Raw genomic sequence first — 17428 nt, 5'->3', positions numbered from 1 at the left:
GCTGAAAAATGGGGACTATCCTGTACCTTCACTTGAGGACAAAATTAAAACCCACACCATGGAGAAAGTAACCTTGCAGGAGAAGCTAGCCCTCTTCTCAGACCACTGGAACCCCAGAATTGTAGGCGAACTCAATGGGCAGCACGTGAAGCTGGCAAAATTCAAAGGCCAATTTGTGTGGCATCAGCATGAACAGGAAGATGAACTGTTTCTGGTGGTGGAAGGAAAATTCAAGATGGAGTTCAGGGATAAAACCGTAGATCTGCAGGCCGGCGAATTTCTGATCGTACCCAGAGGAGTGGAGCATCGGCCTGTGGCCGATGAGGAGGTGAGTGTTCTCCTGTTTGAGCCCGCCTCCACCGTGAATACCGGAAATGTTACAAGTCAATTGACCCGTTCTACTCTGCACAAAATCTGAGGCCTTGGAATGCCCTTCCCCGTTGATACCCCTATATGATCTCACACAGACATATTCTCTTCTATGAGGTGGCAAGGCAGTTGAGCTTCACCAAAGCCAGCCAATTACTCTACATCAGCCAGTCAGCTATCAGTAAACAGATCAAGGCGCTGGAAGATCATTATAAAACCGGACTGTTTGAAAGACATGGTAACAGCGTGAGCCTCACGCCGGCTGGTAAACTGCTTTTCCAGAAACTGGAGGCGGTTCAGCACATCCAGAACGACCTGCATGAGGAACTGCGCCTGATGAACCATGGATACCAGCCACAGTTTTCGCTGGTCTTGGGAGCCAGCACTACCATCTCCCTGTATGTACTACCGCCGGTGCTGTCGGCATACCTTCAGCAAAACCCGCAGGTGGTCCTGAGCCTCAAAAACCGGAACAGCGAGAACATTCTCAAAGCTTTGCTGGACCACGACATTGACTTGGGCATTATTGAAGGCATCAATAAAATAAGTCAGGTAACCTATACGCCTTTTCTCACCGATGAAGTGATTGCCGTCTGCTCCCGCAGAAATCCGCTTACCAGCCATGAACTGGAAGTGAAGGACTTATTTCAGGTTCCGCTCGCGCTCAGGGAAACCGGTTCCGGGACCTTGGCAGTACTGGAGGAGGCGCTGGCGCAACACGGGGTAAAGCTATCGCACCTGAATGTACGGGTACGTTTGGGCGGTACCGAGGCGCTCAAAAACTTTGTACGGGTAGACACCTGCATGGCCTTTTTGCCCAGACAGGCAGTGGTAAATGAGCTGGCTTCCGGAGAGTTGATGGAAGTGAAGATCAAGGACTTTGAAGTATTCAGAACCTTTAACTTCATCCAACGGAAAGGTACCGAAAATAACCTGCCTTATAAAAACTTCATTCAATTCATGAAGCGCCAATATTCCAAAACGGAATAGGCTATCCCGAATCGCTATTTGATCAGGTCATAACCAATGTCCTACTTGCAGGGCAACACCATAAGGCTATGACAACAACTGATCTTACCAGTACCAGTAGAATTGCCGGTTTAACCTGCTCCAGGTGCGGGAGCCAAGCCTCACATGAGGTAATGCAGCGTGTGTCTGTCTGCTGCCAGATGCCTCTTCTGGCACAGTATGACTTGCCAAAAGCGATGCCTAAATCTGTACTGACGGGGCGTGAAGGCACCATGTGGCGCTACGCAGAAGTATTACCTGTACTGGAAGGCAAGTTCAAGGTTTCTCTGGGCGAAGGATTCACCCCAATCATAGAAGTGAAGAATCTGGCTAATGCTTACGGCTTTGAGCATGTGCTCCTGAAAGATGAAGGCCAGAACCCCACCGGCTCCTTTAAAGCCCGCGGGCTGAGTATGGCTATCTCTAAAGCACTGGAACTTGGGGCCGAAGGCTGCATAATTCCCACAGCAGGAAACGCCGGCGTAGCCATGGCGGCATATTGCGCAAAAGCCAATTTACCGGCAGTAGTAGTGATGCCCCGGCACACGCCTGAAGCCTTTAAGGAAGAATGTTATTGGTACGGCGCCGAAGTACACTTGCTGGACGGGCTCATCCATGACTGCGCCGCCAAGGTCAGGAGTATGAACCAAGACGGACAGTTGCTGGATGTCTCCACGCTCAAGGAACCTTATCGGTTGGAAGGAAAGAAAACCATGGGCTATGAAATTGCCGAACAGTTGCAATGGGAGCTTCCGGACGTGATTTTGTATCCGGCGGGGGGCGGTACCGGTCTCATTGGTATCTGGAAGGCGTTTCAGGAAATGCGGGCGCTGGGCTGGCTAACGCAGGAGGTGCGTCTGCCGCGTATGGTAGCTGTACAAGCCCAGAATTGTAGACCGCTGGTAGACACCTTTCTGGGCCTCCAGGAAAATGCGCAGCAATACAATGGCTTACCCACCCTGGCGAATGGTCTGGCGGTGCCTCGTCCGCTAGGCGAACCGCTTATGTTACAGGTGTTGCAGGAGTCTGAAGGGACTGCCATTGCCATCACAGAGGAAGAGATGGTGGAAGGCGTGCGGGAACTAGGGCAGAAGGAAGGCCTGTTTGTGGCCCCCGAAGGAGCCGCAGTCTGGATGGGCGCCCGAAAATTACTCCGCCAATGCTGGCTGAAGCCTGAAGAAAAGATTTTGCTGCTCAATACCGGCTCTGGTCAGAAATACCTTGAAAACATTGCGGGCAGATACAAGGCTTAGCACCCGTTAACGTTCAGCCGGAAGAAGGTATGTCCAGACATTATTGGTGGAGTGGGTGGTTTTTCCTATACTTAGGTGCGCTACCCAACTAAACCTATTATTGCACCCATGAAAGTATCTTCACCGTTGTTCGCAGTTGTTGCGGGCAGTCTCCTTGCTTCCTGTTCTACATCTTACCAAAGCCTGCACCAAAAGGCTATTCTGGTAGACACCCACAATGATGTTATCTCACAGGTTATCATGGAGGGGCACTCAGTGGAGCGGGATCTAACCGGGAAAGCCCATACCGATTTGGCCCGGATGAAAAAGGGAGGGGTAGACGTGCAGGTATTCGCGGTTTTCTGTGATGAGACTTATGGCCCCGGCCGTGCCTTTGCCTTCGCGAACCAGCAGATTGACACGCTGGAAGCCATTGTGCGCCGCAATCCTGATCAACTCCAGATGGTATACACGCCTGCGCAGATGCGGGATGCCATCAAAGCACGGAAAATTGCCGCCCTCACCGGTGTGGAAGGGGGGCACATGATGGAAGACAACCTGGACAACCTCAACCACCTGTACAACCGCGGGGTACGCTACCTCACCCTTACCTGGAACAACAGCACCTCCTGGGCATCCTCGGCCGCCGATGAAACCAAAGGCACTGGCTTCAACGGCAAGAAAGGGTTAAATGACTTCGGGAAGCAGGTGGTACGGCGTATGAATGAGCTGGGGATGCTGGTAGATTTGTCGCACGTAGGTGAACAGACGTTCTGGGATGCCATTCAGACCTCCACCAAACCAGTCTTAGTTTCCCATAGCTGCGCCGCTAAATTCAGCCCGCATTCCAGAAACCTCTCTGATGCCCAGATTGCCGCCGTAGGGAAAAACGGGGGCGTGATTCACCTCAATTTCTTCTCAGAGTTCCTGGATGGAGCATATCCCAAGCGCGTGAACGACTTCATCCAGAAACATGATGCTGAGATTAAAGCGTTAAGGCAGAAAGGAATAAATGGATCTGCCTTGCAGAATACTTTATACAAAAAATATCCGGAAGAGGCGGCCTCTATCAATCCGCCGCTTTCGCTGCTGATAGACCATTTAGACCACATCGTGAAAATTGCGGGGATTGACCATGTTGGCCTTGGCTCTGATTATGACGGCATCGGTTCAACCCCCATTGGTTTGGAAGATGTAAGTACCTATCCGTTGATTACCAAAGCGCTCCTAGAGCGTGGCTACAAGAAGAAAGATGTGGAGAAGATTCTGGGTGGAAACTTCATCAGGGTATGGGAGGCCAACACTCCCGCCACAGTGGCCAGAAATTAAGCAGTAATTTCCGTTTAGGGGCCGCTTTTGGAAAAAGAGCCCCTAAACGGAAATCAGACCAAGGTAAGGTTGATTTGCTCTACTAGTTGCCGAGCTGCTGCTGTAGCCGAAGGAAGGATTTGATCCTCTACATATTCAATGATTCGCAGACCGGTCACGTTGCCGGCCATGAGCGCCTCGGCCTTTTGCAGTTCCTCCAGCCTGAATAATCCTTCCCGCACTTCCCAATTATTTTCTGCGGCCCACTCAAAGAGGTATCTTCTCATGACCCCATGAACGCAGCCTGTTTCCAGGGAAGGGGTAAACAGGACATTCCCCTTCATCCAGAACAGGTTGGACGAGGTCAGTTCGGCCAGATTATCTTTGGGGTCCAGCAGGATGAGATCATCCAATCCGCGTTTCGTTTTCTCCCTACTGGCCAAAACATACACCGGAGAATTAATGCCTTTGAAGAATGAAAAACGGGAGGGAATGGTGTGAACCGTTCGGCAGATGCCTACCCGCAGGGGCGTTTGCGTAAGGGGGGACGTTGGTTGGGCCGTCAGCAACCATTCGGCGGTGTCTGTCTGCGGGGTGTAAAGGCCTTCTCCAGCCCGCCATATTTTAAGTTTCACCCTCGCTAAATCTGTACATTGGTTCTGCTGCGCCAGGGCCAGGATTTGTTGTGGTAATTCCCGCTCAGAAAGTCCCGCTGGCAGGGATAAGTATAAGGCTGCGGCGGCTTCCTCTATTCTAGCCCAATGCTCGGCCCACAACCTTACCTGGCCTTTTTCCAGAAGAATTGTTTCAAAGAACCCATCGCCATATTGGAATGCCCGGTTATTCAGGTGCAGAAAAACTTTTTTTTCCTGAAGAAGTTGGCCGTTGATTAATAACAACATTTAAATTAATGGACTATAGAGGGTTTAACTTTGTAATCTTTCTCTAGAAAAACTTGAAAGTAAGCTTGGTATTTCACCGGTTTTCCTAAGAAGGTAGCCGGCTTCCAGTGTCTATACCTTGCCAGCGCTTTGATAACTTCCTCTTGTAACAATGTAGGTATATTAGGTAATGGAGCATATGTTGATATAATAATATCATGGTATAAGAAAGACATGTACTTAGAATTTCTTATTGCAATGATTTTTTCAAGTTCACCTAATTCATTTATATAAAGCACGAATGGTTCATAATGATCTTTTTGATAATCTTTGAATATAAAATTTTTCATTGGTGCCAGTACAGAATCCAGACTTCCAATTGGAACAGGATAAGTCATGCTTGACGTAAGGTTACCTACTGTTAAACCGGAGAACACAATACTATCCAATTCTACCTCATTTCCTCTTTCCAGTTCGTATAAAAGTTCTTTCCTGATATTGTAGAACGAGGAAGCTGACTCTGTATTAGAACAATTTTCAAAGAATATAAGGCCTGAAGTGGATTGGTGGGCAAAAATCACAAAAGAGACACCTGATGTATAGCCTCTTTTGAAGAAGGGAAGATGGGCAAATTCAGGAGAAACTTCTGTAGAAAATACAAATGTTAAACGGGAAGGACTTAGCGCAGTTTTTTTTAAATGGTGCTTGACAGTAACATCTAAAAGATATTGGGTTGAATCCTTATTAAATGTCTTATTCCCTGTGGTTCCATAAAATACATACTTTGCCTGAAGAAACTCTATGGCCACCGGGGGTAAATCACAAGATTCAGCCTTACCAAAGTAAGGCAACCCCAAAATCAGAAATAGTAAAATCACATTTTTCATTAAAGAGGATTATAATAACATAAACAGTTTCCCCGGCATTGCTTTCACCACCCCGCTCATCTCCAGCGTAAACAGTACCGAGGAAAGCTGCCCCATGGAGAACTGGGTATGGCGACTTAACACATCTATATGGGTGGGTCCGGCCTGGTGTAGAACCCTCAGTACCCGCTGTTCTTCCTCCGGAAATCCACTTAAATCCAGAGCGGGCACCCTGGCTTTGGGTACCGAGTTTGGCGTTAGCGCTTTATCCCAGTTGAGAAGTTCCTCTAAATCTTTGGGTTTGGTGTAAGGCACTGCCTTCAGGCTCCTGATGAGTTGGTTGCACCCTTGGGATGTTTCGGCGGTGATGGGGCCGGGGACCGCCATTACTTCCCGGTCATAGCTATGGGCAATGTCGGCGGAGATGAGGGAACCGCCCTTGCTGGTAGATTCCACCACAATGGTGCAGTCAGACATGCCGGCAATGATGCGGTTGCGGGCCGGAAACCGTGGGGCATCAGGCTTGGTGCCAAATGGAAACTCAGAAAGCAAACCGCCGTTCTGTAGCATTTTCTCCGCGTCGCGCTGGTGGGCCGCGGGATAAACCGTCTCCACGCTGTTGGCCATGACGCCTACAGTAGGCAATCCGAATTTCATGGCTGCTTTATGGGCCATAATGTCAATCCCGAAGGCCAGACCACTGATGATCAAAGCTTCATGCTGCACCAATCCCTCAATCAGTTGCTCCGTCACCACCCGGCCATAGTCGGTGCTTTTGCGCGTGCCCACCACACTAATGGCTTTAGAGGCATTAAGGTCTGCGTTTCCTTTATAATAGAGCAGGAGCGGGGCATCTGGTAAATCGCGCAGGCGGTCTGGGTAGAGTGGGTTGGTGTAATACAGCAGCTGTACCTCCTCTTTCTCCGCCCGCCTGATTACTTCCTCGGCCTGCCGCAAGGCTTCCGCCCGGTGATCCAGTATCTTCTTGAGCAGCGCATCACCCACGCGCGGCACCTTCTCCAGCACGTCTTTGGGGGCCGTGAACACTTTCTCGGCAGAGCCGAAGTACTTCACCAACATACGCGCCGTACCGCCTCCCACCTGGGGAATCATGGGTAAAGCTACCTGGTAGAGAAGATCCTGCGACACAATAAGTAAGTTCTGAGTCTTGAGTTCTAAGTCCTGAGTTGGAGTATACGGGAAATAAGATTCTAGTTAACACTCAGAACTCAGGGCTTTTTAGGGCAGTTGTGACTTAATGCTAATCAAGAATTCCTTTACCTTCTCCAGGCTCTGGATCATCTCAAACTTCTCGCGGGCCTGCACCCCGCGGGTTTTGAGCATTTCACGGGCTCCTTGGATGGTGTAGCCACGTTCCTTTACTAGGTGGTACACAAAGCGCAGGTTATCAATGTCTTTAGGGGAGAAGAGGCGGTTGCCCTTCTTGTTTTTCTTGGGCTTGAGAATGTCAAATTCAGTCTCCCAGAACCGAATGAGGGAGGGGGCAACGTCAAACATGGCGGCCACTTCGCCAATGCTATAGTACTGTTTTTCTATATCGCGTTCTTTGTAAGGCACTGCTGTAAAGTTCTGAGTCTTGAGTTCTGAGTTCTGAGACTGGGAATTTCTTGGACTGACTCAGGACTCAAGACTCAGAACTCAGAACTCATCTGTTTTTGCCTTGTTTTCTGAAAAACAGGCTTAAAACGCAGGCACAACCGCCGCAATTTGGCAAAAAAGATTACTTTTGCAATGGAGGCAATGCGCGCTGAAAAGGCAAAAATTCGCTTTTTCTTTCGCATTTACAATACCTTGCGCCTCCTATTTAGAAGCTATTATTTAAATACATGACCTCCGCCGAGATACGCCAGCAGTTCCTCGATTTCTTCGCCTCCAAAGGCCACCAGATTGTGCCATCGGCGCCCATTGTGGTGAAAGACGATCCTACGCTCATGTTCATCAACTCGGGCATGGCGCCGTTCAAAGACTATTTTCTGGGCAACAAACCCGCACCATACGCCCGCGTGGCCGATACGCAGAAATGTCTGCGCGTGTCTGGCAAGCACAACGACCTGGAAGAAGTAGGCTATGACACCTACCACCACACCATGTTTGAGATGCTGGGCAACTGGTCTTTCGGGGACTACTTTAAGCAGGATGCGCTGAGATGGTCGTGGGAGTTATTGACCGAGGTGTACAAGCTGCCCAAAGACCGGCTCTACGTTTCCGTTTTCCAGGGCGATGCTTCTGAGAACCTGCCCATGGACCAGGAAGCGTATGATATCTGGAAGACCATGATTGCCGAAGACCGCATCTTGATGGGCAACAAGAAGGACAACTTCTGGGAAATGGGCGATACCGGCCCGTGCGGACCTTGTTCAGAGATCCACGTGGACCTACGCTCTGACGAAGAACGCGCCCAAGTGGATGGAAAATCTCTGGTGAACAATGACCACCCGCAGGTGGTGGAAATCTGGAACAACGTGTTCATGGAGTTCAACCGCTTAGCCGATAGTTCTTTGGTGAAACTCCCTGCGCAGCACGTAGATACGGGCATGGGCTTCGAGCGTTTGTGCATGGCCATCCAGGGCAAACAGTCTAACTATGACACCGACGTTTTCCAGCCGCTCATTCAATTTATTGCCCAGGAGGCAGGCGTGGTGTACGGCCAAAACGAGAAGACAGACATTGCCATTCGCGTTATCGCCGACCACATCAGAGCCATTTCCTTCACTATTGCGGACGGACAATTGCCAAGCAACAACAAGGCGGGTTATGTGATTAGAAGAATTCTGCGCCGCGCGGTGCGGTATTCTTTCACCTACCTGAACTTCAAGAAGCCGTTCCTGAACACCATCGTTCCCGTTCTGGCCGACCAACTGGCGATTGCGTTCCCTGAACTCAAAGCTCAGCAGGCCTTTGTGCAGCGCGTGATTGAGGAAGAGGAGAATGCTTTCCTACGCACGCTGGAAAACGGCCTGAAACGTCTGGAGTCACTAAATGAAACCTTCAAAGCGAACGGCAACACCATTGACGGCAAAACTGCTTTTGAATTGTATGACACCTTCGGGTTCCCGCTGGATTTAACGGCGCTCATTGCCAAAGAAAATGGCTTTACCATTGACGAAGCTGGTTTCACCACTGAGATGGAGCAGCAGAAAAACCGCTCCCGCAACGCCGCCGCCACCGAGCAAGGCGACTGGGTGGTGCTGCAACCAGATGTGGAGACCGAGTGGGTGGCCTATGACGCCGAAGAAGTAGAAGCCCGTGTGGTACGTTACCGTCAGGTGACCGCTAAAAACAAAAAGGAATTCCACGTAGTGCTGGACCGCACGCCGTTCTACGCTGAAAGCGGCGGACAGGTAGGTGATACTGGTGTGTTGGAATCTGCGGCGGGCAACGTGAAGGTGCTGGACACCAAAAAAGAGAACGACCTCATTCTGCACATCACCGCAGAATTGCCCAAAGATTTAGAGGCTCCGCTGAAAGCCAAAGTGGACAGCAAGCGCCGCGCCCTCATCAAGAAGAACCACTCGGCTACGCACTTATTACATGCGGCGTTGAAGCAAGTTCTAGGCGACCACGTGAACCAGAAAGGCTCCTTGGTGAGTGATAAACTCTTGCGTTTTGACTTTTCGCACTTCACTAAGGTAACCGAAGAGCAGCTGCGCGAGGTGGAGCATATTGTGAACGAGCGCATCCGGGAATCCATTGAGAAAGACGAGCGCCGTAATGTGCCTATTGAAGAAGCGAAGCAATTGGGTGCTACCGCACTGTTCGGGGAGAAATACGGCGATTTTGTGCGGGTTATTACCTTTAACAAAGACTACTCCATTGAACTTTGCGGCGGTATTCACGTGCAGAACACCGGTAACATCGGCTTCTTTAAGATTGTGAACGAAAGCTCGGTAGCCGCGGGCGTGAGAAGAATTGAAGCCATCACCGCCGATGTTGCCGAGGAATATGTGGACGAGCAGATTTCACAATTCGAGGAGGTGAAGCAGCTGTTGGGCGTGCAGAAGGATTTCGGCAAAGCCATTGAGAAACTGCAGGACGAAAACTCCGCCCTCCGCAAGCAACTGGAAGCTTTTGAACTGAAGCAGGTGACTGCCCAGAAAGAAAAGCTGGCTTCACAAGTACGCGTGGTGAACGGGGTAAACTTCTTGTCGGCCAAAGTAGAAGTGAGCAACGCAGATTACCTCAAGAAACTGGCGTTTGATTTACGCTCGGTGGTTGACAACTTGGTACTGGTTCTAGCTGCCGATGTAGACGGAAAACCCCAGCTGGCCGTTATGCTGTCTGACGAAGTGGTTTCAGGCAAAGGACTTAACGCCGTGCAGATGGTGAAAGAGCTGGCCAAGGAAATCAAAGGCGGTGGTGGCGGACAACCGTTCTACGCTACGGCCGGCGGCAAGGAAGTGGCTGGTTTAGATGCCGCCCTCGCCAAAGCGGAAGGTTTGTTGTCATAACCATTCTGCGTTTAGGGGCTGTTTTTCAGAAAACAGCCGGAAAACAGAAAACATCTGGCGCGAGTCTCTGACTCGTGACTAAAGGTGAAGCGAGTCTCCAGACTCGCCGGGAACCACAAAGAGAACAAAGGGAGTCTGGAGACTCCATTCATCATCGGCACGAGTCAGAGACTCGCGCCAGGAAAAGCCAGAAAATAAAAAATAGAAACAATAGCCGTTTAGCGGCTGTTTTTCAGAAAATAGACCCAAAACAGAAATCGCGCAGAAAAGTCCTGCTACTTGCTACGCGATACTTGATACGAAACAAAACATGAACGAAGACATCCGTTCCCAATACCAAGCCATCATCGGTTTGGAGGTGCACGCGCAGTTGCTCACCGAGAGCAAGGCCTATTCGTCAGACTCTACCGAATACGGCATGATGCCGAACACCAACCTGAGCGTGATTACCCTGGGCCATCCGGGTACGTTGCCCCGCGTGAACAAGAAAGTGGTGGAAATGGCCATGAAAATGGGAGTGGCCACCAATTCTGAGATCAGACGCCACAACCTCTACGCGCGCAAGAACTACTTCTACCCAGACCTTCCCAAAGGGTATCAAATCACGCAGGACAAAACGCCTATCTGCACCAAGGGCTACATGGACATCAAAACCAAGGACGGCGGTGAGAAGCGCATTGGCATCACCCGCATCCACATGGAAGAGGATGCCGGAAAATCCATGCACTTGGCCGGGGAAACCGAGACCTTGGTGGATTTGAACCGCGCCGGAACGCCGCTGATTGAGATTGTGTCGGAGCCCGATATCAGAGACTCAGAGGAAGCGTATGCCTACCTGACTCAGATCAAGAAACTGGTGCAGTACCTGGAGATCTGCGATGGCAACATGGAGGAAGGTTCCTTGCGCTGCGACGCCAACATCTCGGTGATGAAGAAAGGCGCCAGCAAGTGGGGCACCAAGGTGGAGGTGAAGAACATGAACTCCTTCCGGAACGTTCAACGCGCCATTGAGCACGAGATTGACAGGCAGATTGAGCTTCTGGAGAATGGCGGAACGGTTGACTCTGAGACGCGTAACTTTGATGCCAATACCGGCACCACCACCGGCATGCGCTCCAAAGAAACCATGAACGACTACCGCTACTTCCCGGAGCCGGACCTTCCGCCGGTCATTATCTCTGAGGAGTGGCTGAATTCCGTGAAAGAAAGCATGCCCGCGCTGCCGCAGGAACTGTACCACCGCTTCACCCAGGAGTACGGCCTTTCAGATTATGATGCCAACGTGCTCATAGACAGCAAGGAAATAGCGCTCTATTTTGATGCACTGTGCCAGCACACCCAGAACTACAAAGCAGCTGCCAACTGGATCACCGGTCCGGTAAAGTCATACCTGAACGAGTTGACCTTGTCCATGTCGGCTTTCCCGCTGAAGCCGGAGCAAATTGCCGGAATCATTGCCTTGGTAGACAGCAACAAAGTGAGCCATACCGTAGCCGCCAAGCAGATCTTCCCGTATCTATTGGAGCACCCCCAGAAAGACGCTCAGCAGGTTGCTACCGAGCAGAACCTGGTGCAGGAGTCAGACGAGGGCGCGTTGCAGTCCATCATTGACAGCGTGCTGGCGGCTAATCCTGCCAAGGTAGCGGAGTATAAGGCGGGCAAAGCTTCGCTGCTGGGCATGTTCATGGGCGATCTCATGAAACAGACCAAAGGGAAAGCTGACCCCAAACTGGCAAATAAGTTATTGAAAGAGAGCTTAGATAGATAGGCTTATCTACAGAAGAATATGAAGAAACAGATTCTATTGGCAGCCACCGCCTTAACGGTGTTGGGAGCCTGCCAAAAAAAAGGAGTAGCTACCGGAGACACGGATAAAACCTACCGCATCTCGGGTAAAATCAACAACATGACCACCGGCAAAGTCTACTTAGATGAGCTGGGAGAGCAAGCCTTCGTACCCAAAGACACCGCCGAAATCAAGAAAGACGGCACGTTTGTAATGGAAGGTACAGTAGCCGAGCCAGCTATTTATAAACTGGGCTTTGAGAACAAAGAAGGCATTATGCTGGTGGTAGACAATCAGTCCATTGAGATCACCGCCGACTCCGGTAAAGTAGCCCAAACCTATACCGTGAAAGGCTCCAAAGATTCTGAGCTGATTCAGCAGTTGAACGGCATCATGCAGGAAATGCAGCAAGGCGTTTCCGCCCTGAACCAGCAGTTTCAGCAGGCATCTTCGGCGGGTAACCAGGAGGAAATGCGCAAGCTGCAGGACCAGTTCATGGACATCCAGCGCACGAACCAGAACAAGCTGAAAGATTTAGTAAAGGCCAATCCTGGGTCAGTGGTGTCTGTGTACACGGCGGGCAACATCCTTAACCTGGAGGAGCATTTCCCGTTCGTAGACAGCATGTCTGTCGCTTTCAAGCAGGCGCTGCCTAATTCTAAATACACCAAAGCCTTAGACGCGCGTTTAGGTCAGTTGCGCAGTACCGCCCTGGGCAGCGCTGCCCCAGATATCAAACTGCCTTCGCCTCAGGGGCCGGAGATTTCCCTGGCATCGTTGCGCGGCAAATACGTGCTCATTGATTTCTGGGCCAGCTGGTGCGGACCGTGCCGCCAGGAGAACCCCAACGTGGTGCGCATGTACAACAAGTACAAAGACAAAGGTTTCGAAATTTTCGGGGTGAGTCTGGACCAGGACCGCGCCAAATGGTTGAAAGCCATTGAGAACGATAAACTCACCTGGCCGCACGTTTCTGACCTGAAAGGTTGGGAAAGCAGCGCCGCCACCCTTTACGGCGTAACCGCCATCCCGCAAACCGTGCTGCTGGACAAGGAAGGCAAGATCATCGCTAAAAACTTGCGGGGAACTGCCCTGGAAGAGAAACTGGCTTCTTTGCTGCAATAGTTTAGCTCAAGCTTATAAAAAAGGCTGCCGTTGTAGAACGGCAGCCTTTCTTTTTTCAGTTCTGCTGAAGGAAAATCTTCTGCAACACGTCCCAGAGCTTCTTTTTAAGCTCTACGCTTTTCTCAATGTCTTCCAGCGCGTCTACCAGTACAAAACGGGTGTTCTCAAACCTGTACATGCGGTAGAACTCCAGCCGTGACAGGTTAGCCACCGGCAAGCCCTGCCCGAATAACAGGATGTGTTGGGCCTGTTGCTGCTGCGCAATTTCCTTCACATCATGCACCATCGTCGGCGACAGATTCCCAAACTTCACCTGCTGGGTGGTGAGGCCTACCGCTGCTAATACTTTCTGCAGGAAAACATGTTGCGCTGCCTGCTTAAACTCCTGTTCAGAAACCCCAAACAACAAGTACGTCCCTTTCACGGCTTCGCCGAACCATTCTATAGGGGCTCTTTCTGCCGGAGCGGGAGCAGCCAATGGTGCGGGTGCCTGTTCGGTTAGTTTAGGAGCCACCGCGGTAGCGGCTGCCGCAACTTGGGCAGGCTGAGCCTCCTGAGCACTAGAAAAGTCCTGAGCAGCCGGTGCCGCCGCCTTGAATTCTTCAGGAATGACGTAAAGCGTGTCCTGCTCAAAGAGCTGCTGCAGAAAAGTAAGTTCAGGAAGAGACGTAGACATGCGTTTAGAGGGTGTTTTTTCAAAAATAGCCCAAAACTGAACCTACAGATTAAAGATAGATTTCAGCTCGTTGGCGTCATTGGGTTTCATGCGGCCTGCCAGGATCAGGCGCAACTGACGTCTGCGCAGCGCTCCGGCGTATTTTTCCTTTTCCTCATCAGTTTCTGGGGTGGCTTCCGGCACTGGCACGGCGTTGCCGTTCTCATCAAGGGCCACAAACGTGAAGTAGGCCTCGTTTGATTTCACTTTGGTACCGGAAGGGATATCCTCGGCCCATACCGTTATGTGAACCTCCATGGAGGTGCTGAAGGCGCGGGTCACTTGGGCTTCCAGCGTCACTACGTTTCCTAATTTGATACTCTCTTTGAACGAGACATTGTCAACGGAGGCCGTTACCACAATGCGGTTAGAATGTTTCTGGGCGGCAATCGCCGATACAATGTCCATCCAGTGCATCATTTTCCCCCCCATCAGATTATTGAGGGTATTGGTGTCATTGGGCAGGACCAATTCGGTCATCCTTACATAGGAGTCCTTTACGAATTTTTGCTTACGCATACTAGAGAGTGTGATGAATTGACGGTAAAGATACGGCAGAATACGCTTATGCCCATGAAATCTTTGGGCGCACTCTTCCGCAGGAAATTATAGAAATCTTTAACGGCTCCCTTGGCGGAGATTTGAGTATGGGTATTCCTGTTTAGGGGCTGTTTTTGGAAAAAGAGCCCCTAAACGCCATCTCCTGTTATGGTAGATTACTTCCAGCCTTGCTTGCCCAGGAGCGGCACAAACTTGAAAGTGTCAAACTCCTCTTTGGTGAATTCGTCCTCGGCCACGCGGGTTATCCTTAGCATTTTCTGCTGGGCGGTGTCACCTACGGGAATAACCAGTTTGCCGCCCACCGTGAGTTGGCGCAGCAGCGTTTTGGGGATGATGGGAGCGCCTGCCGTCACAATTATTTTATGGTAGGGGGCATGCTGAGGCAATCCTTCAGAGCCATCGCCCAGGAACGTGAACGGCGACAGGCCCATGAGTTGGAACTGTTTATTGGCTTTGTGGTACAGTACTTCATTGTATTCAATGGTGTACACGTGCGGGGTAAGCTGCAGCAGAATACTGCATTGGTAGCCTGAGCCGGTTCCAATTTCCAGTACTCGGTCGGTGGGCTGCACTTCCAGCAGCTCCGTCTGGTAGGCTACGGTATAGGGCTGTGAGATGGTCTGGCCTTCGCCAATGGGAAAAGCTTTATCCTGATAGGCCTGCTCCAGAAAAGCCTTCTCAAAGAAGAAATGCCGGGGAACCTCCTCCAGCGCCTGCAACACTTTTCTGTCTCTGATTCCCTTTTCCTGGACAACGCGCACCAAGCTTTTGCGCATTCCTTTATGGCGGTAACTGTCTATGAGCATAAGTAGACCAGATAATACATGTTATACGTTGTAAAGACGAGTTTGCACCAAGTGCAGGGCGAAAATAGCGAATAGGCTCTTAAAACAGCATATATTTCATTTTGGCAGCATCATTTTAGAAAATGATTGTAGCTTTGCGAGCAAATGGAGCTATATATCAGGAGCCCTGTTTTAATTGATTCCATGCCGTTACCCCGTAACCTACATATCTATAAAGTTGTACTAGGTGATTTTATAGCAGCCTTCCTCGCCTGGACAGTCTTTTATTTTTCCAATACGTATCTATTCGTTGACCTTGCCACGTCCTTCACGCAGGAGTTTGTAGTACGTTCATTCATGATTGCCTCTTCCTGGGTAATTCTGTATGCGCTCTTAGGCCGCTACCGTAATATTTATCGCCTGTCCAGGTTTAAGGAAGTGGTGCTATTGGCCGGTATTTCTTTGGGCGGGGCAATGGTTATCTACCTGGCTTTTCTCTTTGAGGACCCAGACGTAAACCGGTTTCATATCTATACCAAACCCATTGGAACCTACTTCCTGCTGCACTTCCTTTTCTCTTTTGTGATTAAGACCGCCGTGCTGAGTCATCTGAAGAAACTGGTGTTCAACGGAAAGATTTATTTCAATACGGTAGTGGTAGGCAGTAGCGCAAACGCCCGGGAAGTGTACGATGAACTCGAAAGTAACAACCGACACTTAGGCATGCGCATTGTGGGTTTTGTGCAGAGTGAGCTGTCACAGCCCCATTCCTTCCAGGAACAGATACCTTCTTTAGGGTCATTCCATACCTTACCCTCTGTCATTACAGAATATGAGATACAGGAGGTTATTATTGCCATTGAACCCTCTGAGCACAAGTTGATTGAGCAAATTCTGAGTTCACTGGAAGGTGAGAATGTGAGGATTAGTATTCTTCCGGATGTGTACCAGATCCTGTTAGGTTCAGTGAAAGTGGCGCACTTGTTTGGAACTCCTTTGATTGAGATGAAGCGCGATCTGATGCCGTTTTGGCAGGAGCTGCTCAAGCGGTTCATTGATCTTGCTGCCTCCGTGCTCATTTTAGTTTTCTTATCGCCGCTTTACGCGTTTCTGGCAATAATGGTCAAGATTTCTTCTCCAGGGCCAGTGTTCTTCAAGCAGGAACGGGTGGGTTGGCAAGGCAAGCCTTTCTATATCTACAAGTTCAGGAGTATGTACACAGACGCGGAGAAAACGGGGCCGGCGCTTTCGTCAGATGATGATCCAAGAGTGACCAAATTTGGCCGGTTCATGCGCAAAGTGCGGTTAGATGAACTTCCGCAGTTCTATAACGTCTTAAAAGGGGATATGAGCTTAGTGGGGCCAAGGCCCGAGCGGCAGTATTTTATTGATCTAATTACTGAGCAAGCCCCGCATTACAAGCACCTGCAACGGGTAAGACCCGGTATCACTTCATTAGGGCAGGTTAAATTTGGGTACGCCCAGAACGTGCAGGAAATGGTGAGACGCCTTAAGTATGACATCCTCTACATTGAGAACATGTCCCTGGCCATGGACTTCAGGGTGATGCTCTACACCATTAAAATCATCATTCAGGGAAGAGGAAAGTAATTTGAAGATTTGTAGATGGGATTTTTTGAAAATCACGTCACCTTCTTCGTTTATTAATCTTCAAATTTACTCATTTTCAATTTTTGGAATTTTATATCAGAAAACATGTTCACAGGTATCATAGAAGCGCAGGCAGAGGTAGTAGCCATAAGAGATGAACAAGCCAACCGGCACTTCACCTTACGCTGCCCCTTTACCCAGGAACTGAAAATAGACCAAAGTGTGGCCCACAACGGGGTTTGCCTTACGGTGGTAGCCATAGAAGATTCTACCTATACCGTTACCGCCATTGCGGAAACTCTCTCCAGAACTAACCTGGGTCAGTTAAAACCGGGGGACAAGGTGAATCTGGAACGGTGTCTTCTCGCCAATAGCCGGTATGACGGACACATTGTGCAGGGGCACGTAGACCAGGTAGGCATCTGTGAGGAGGTGACAGACCAGCAAGGCAGTTGGCTGTTCCGGTTCTCTTATCAGCCGCAGGCGGCGGGAAATGTCACCGTAGAGAAAGGTTCTATCTGCGTGAACGGCATCAGCTTAACGGTAGTGGAGTCGGGCGCTGACTTCTTTTCGGTGGCCATTATACCGTATACCTATGAGTTCACCAATCTTCACACGGTTAAGCCCGGCGATCAGGTAAATCTGGAGTTTGACATTATTGGCAAGTACGTAGCCCGGCTGCTACAAAAATAAAAATGCGTTTAGGGGCTGT

Annotated in this window: 16 protein-coding genes; 9 read left to right on the top strand and 7 right to left on the bottom strand. The window is 50.2% G+C overall.

What is annotated here, in order from left to right; translation table 11 throughout:
* Positions 1 to 58 precede the first annotated feature (58 nt).
* The 4 genes from EFA69_RS16825 (at position 59) to EFA69_RS16810 (ending at position 3938) form a co-directional block, all read left to right on the top strand.
* On the top strand, positions 59 to 418 hold the full coding sequence (locus tag EFA69_RS16825) for a cupin domain-containing protein (protein ID WP_123134238.1): 360 nt from the start codon (positions 59 to 61) through the stop codon (positions 416 to 418).
* Between the two features lie 35 nt (positions 419 to 453).
* Complete coding sequence (locus tag EFA69_RS16820; RefSeq protein WP_123134237.1) at positions 454 to 1359, top strand: LysR family transcriptional regulator; 906 nt, start codon at positions 454 to 456, stop codon at positions 1357 to 1359.
* 68 nt (positions 1360 to 1427) lie between these two features.
* Complete coding sequence (locus EFA69_RS16815; protein WP_123134236.1) at positions 1428 to 2630, top strand: threonine synthase; 1203 nt, start codon at positions 1428 to 1430, stop codon at positions 2628 to 2630.
* 108 nt (positions 2631 to 2738) lie between these two features.
* Positions 2739 to 3938 (top strand): dipeptidase, encoded by a 1200-nt coding sequence (locus EFA69_RS16810; protein WP_123134235.1) that lies wholly within the window; start codon positions 2739 to 2741, stop codon positions 3936 to 3938.
* A gap of 53 nt (positions 3939 to 3991) precedes the next feature.
* On the opposite strand, the gene EFA69_RS16805 is transcribed toward EFA69_RS16810, so the two are convergent.
* From EFA69_RS16805 to EFA69_RS16790, 4 genes are all read right to left on the bottom strand, one after another.
* Positions 3992 to 4819 carry an aminotransferase class IV gene (locus tag EFA69_RS16805; RefSeq protein WP_123134234.1) on the bottom strand — a complete coding sequence of 276 codons (828 nt, stop codon included), beginning with the start codon at positions 4817 to 4819 and terminating at the stop codon, positions 3992 to 3994.
* A 5-nt stretch (positions 4820 to 4824) separates the two neighbouring features.
* Positions 4825 to 5685 (bottom strand): hypothetical protein, encoded by an 861-nt coding sequence (locus tag EFA69_RS16800; protein ID WP_123134233.1) that lies wholly within the window; start codon positions 5683 to 5685, stop codon positions 4825 to 4827.
* 9 nt (positions 5686 to 5694) lie between these two features.
* Positions 5695 to 6813 carry a DNA-processing protein DprA gene (dprA, locus tag EFA69_RS16795; protein ID WP_245964612.1) on the bottom strand — a complete coding sequence of 373 codons (1119 nt, stop codon included), beginning with the start codon at positions 6811 to 6813 and terminating at the stop codon, positions 5695 to 5697.
* Between the two features lie 90 nt (positions 6814 to 6903).
* Positions 6904 to 7242 carry a MerR family transcriptional regulator gene (locus EFA69_RS16790; protein ID WP_123134232.1) on the bottom strand — a complete coding sequence of 113 codons (339 nt, stop codon included), beginning with the start codon at positions 7240 to 7242 and terminating at the stop codon, positions 6904 to 6906.
* Between the two features lie 269 nt (positions 7243 to 7511).
* Here EFA69_RS16790 and alaS point away from each other — a divergent pair, with 269 nt between their 5' ends.
* The 3 genes from alaS to EFA69_RS16775 all read left to right on the top strand — a co-directional run bounded on the left by alaS (position 7512) and on the right by EFA69_RS16775 (position 13044).
* Complete coding sequence (gene alaS, locus EFA69_RS16785; RefSeq protein WP_123134231.1) at positions 7512 to 10133, top strand: alanine--tRNA ligase; 2622 nt, start codon at positions 7512 to 7514, stop codon at positions 10131 to 10133.
* A 310-nt stretch (positions 10134 to 10443) separates the two neighbouring features.
* A complete protein-coding gene (gene gatB / locus EFA69_RS16780; protein ID WP_123134230.1) occupies positions 10444 to 11901 on the top strand; it encodes an Asp-tRNA(Asn)/Glu-tRNA(Gln) amidotransferase subunit GatB in 1458 nt (485 codons plus the stop codon).
* An 18-nt stretch (positions 11902 to 11919) separates the two neighbouring features.
* A complete protein-coding gene (locus tag EFA69_RS16775; RefSeq protein ID WP_123134229.1) occupies positions 11920 to 13044 on the top strand; it encodes a TlpA disulfide reductase family protein in 1125 nt (374 codons plus the stop codon).
* A 55-nt stretch (positions 13045 to 13099) separates the two neighbouring features.
* On the opposite strand, the gene EFA69_RS16770 is transcribed toward EFA69_RS16775, so the two are convergent.
* The 3 genes from EFA69_RS16770 to EFA69_RS16760 form a co-directional block, all read right to left on the bottom strand.
* The gene (locus EFA69_RS16770) at positions 13100 to 13720 is read right to left on the bottom strand and encodes a hypothetical protein (RefSeq protein ID WP_123134228.1); all 621 of its coding nucleotides are present in this window, start codon (positions 13718 to 13720) and stop codon (positions 13100 to 13102) included.
* 42 nt (positions 13721 to 13762) lie between these two features.
* The gene (locus EFA69_RS16765) at positions 13763 to 14278 is read right to left on the bottom strand and encodes an acyl-CoA thioesterase (protein WP_123134227.1); all 516 of its coding nucleotides are present in this window, start codon (positions 14276 to 14278) and stop codon (positions 13763 to 13765) included.
* A 197-nt stretch (positions 14279 to 14475) separates the two neighbouring features.
* On the bottom strand, positions 14476 to 15126 hold the full coding sequence (locus tag EFA69_RS16760) for a protein-L-isoaspartate(D-aspartate) O-methyltransferase (protein WP_123134226.1): 651 nt from the start codon (positions 15124 to 15126) through the stop codon (positions 14476 to 14478).
* 183 nt (positions 15127 to 15309) lie between these two features.
* On the opposite strand from EFA69_RS16760, the gene EFA69_RS16755 reads away from it, so the two are divergent.
* The gene (locus tag EFA69_RS16755) at positions 15310 to 16716 is read left to right on the top strand and encodes a sugar transferase (protein WP_123134885.1); all 1407 of its coding nucleotides are present in this window, start codon (positions 15310 to 15312) and stop codon (positions 16714 to 16716) included.
* A gap of 105 nt (positions 16717 to 16821) precedes the next feature.
* Entirely contained in the window at positions 16822 to 17409 is a 588-nt protein-coding gene (locus EFA69_RS16750; RefSeq protein ID WP_123134225.1) for a riboflavin synthase, read from the top strand.
* Positions 17410 to 17428: the final 19 nt, after the last annotated feature.

Source organism: Rufibacter immobilis (assembly GCF_003721565.1).
Classification (GTDB): Bacteria; Bacteroidota; Bacteroidia; order Cytophagales; family Hymenobacteraceae; genus Nibribacter; species Nibribacter immobilis.
This window is presented reverse-complemented; position numbering and strand designations above follow the sequence as displayed.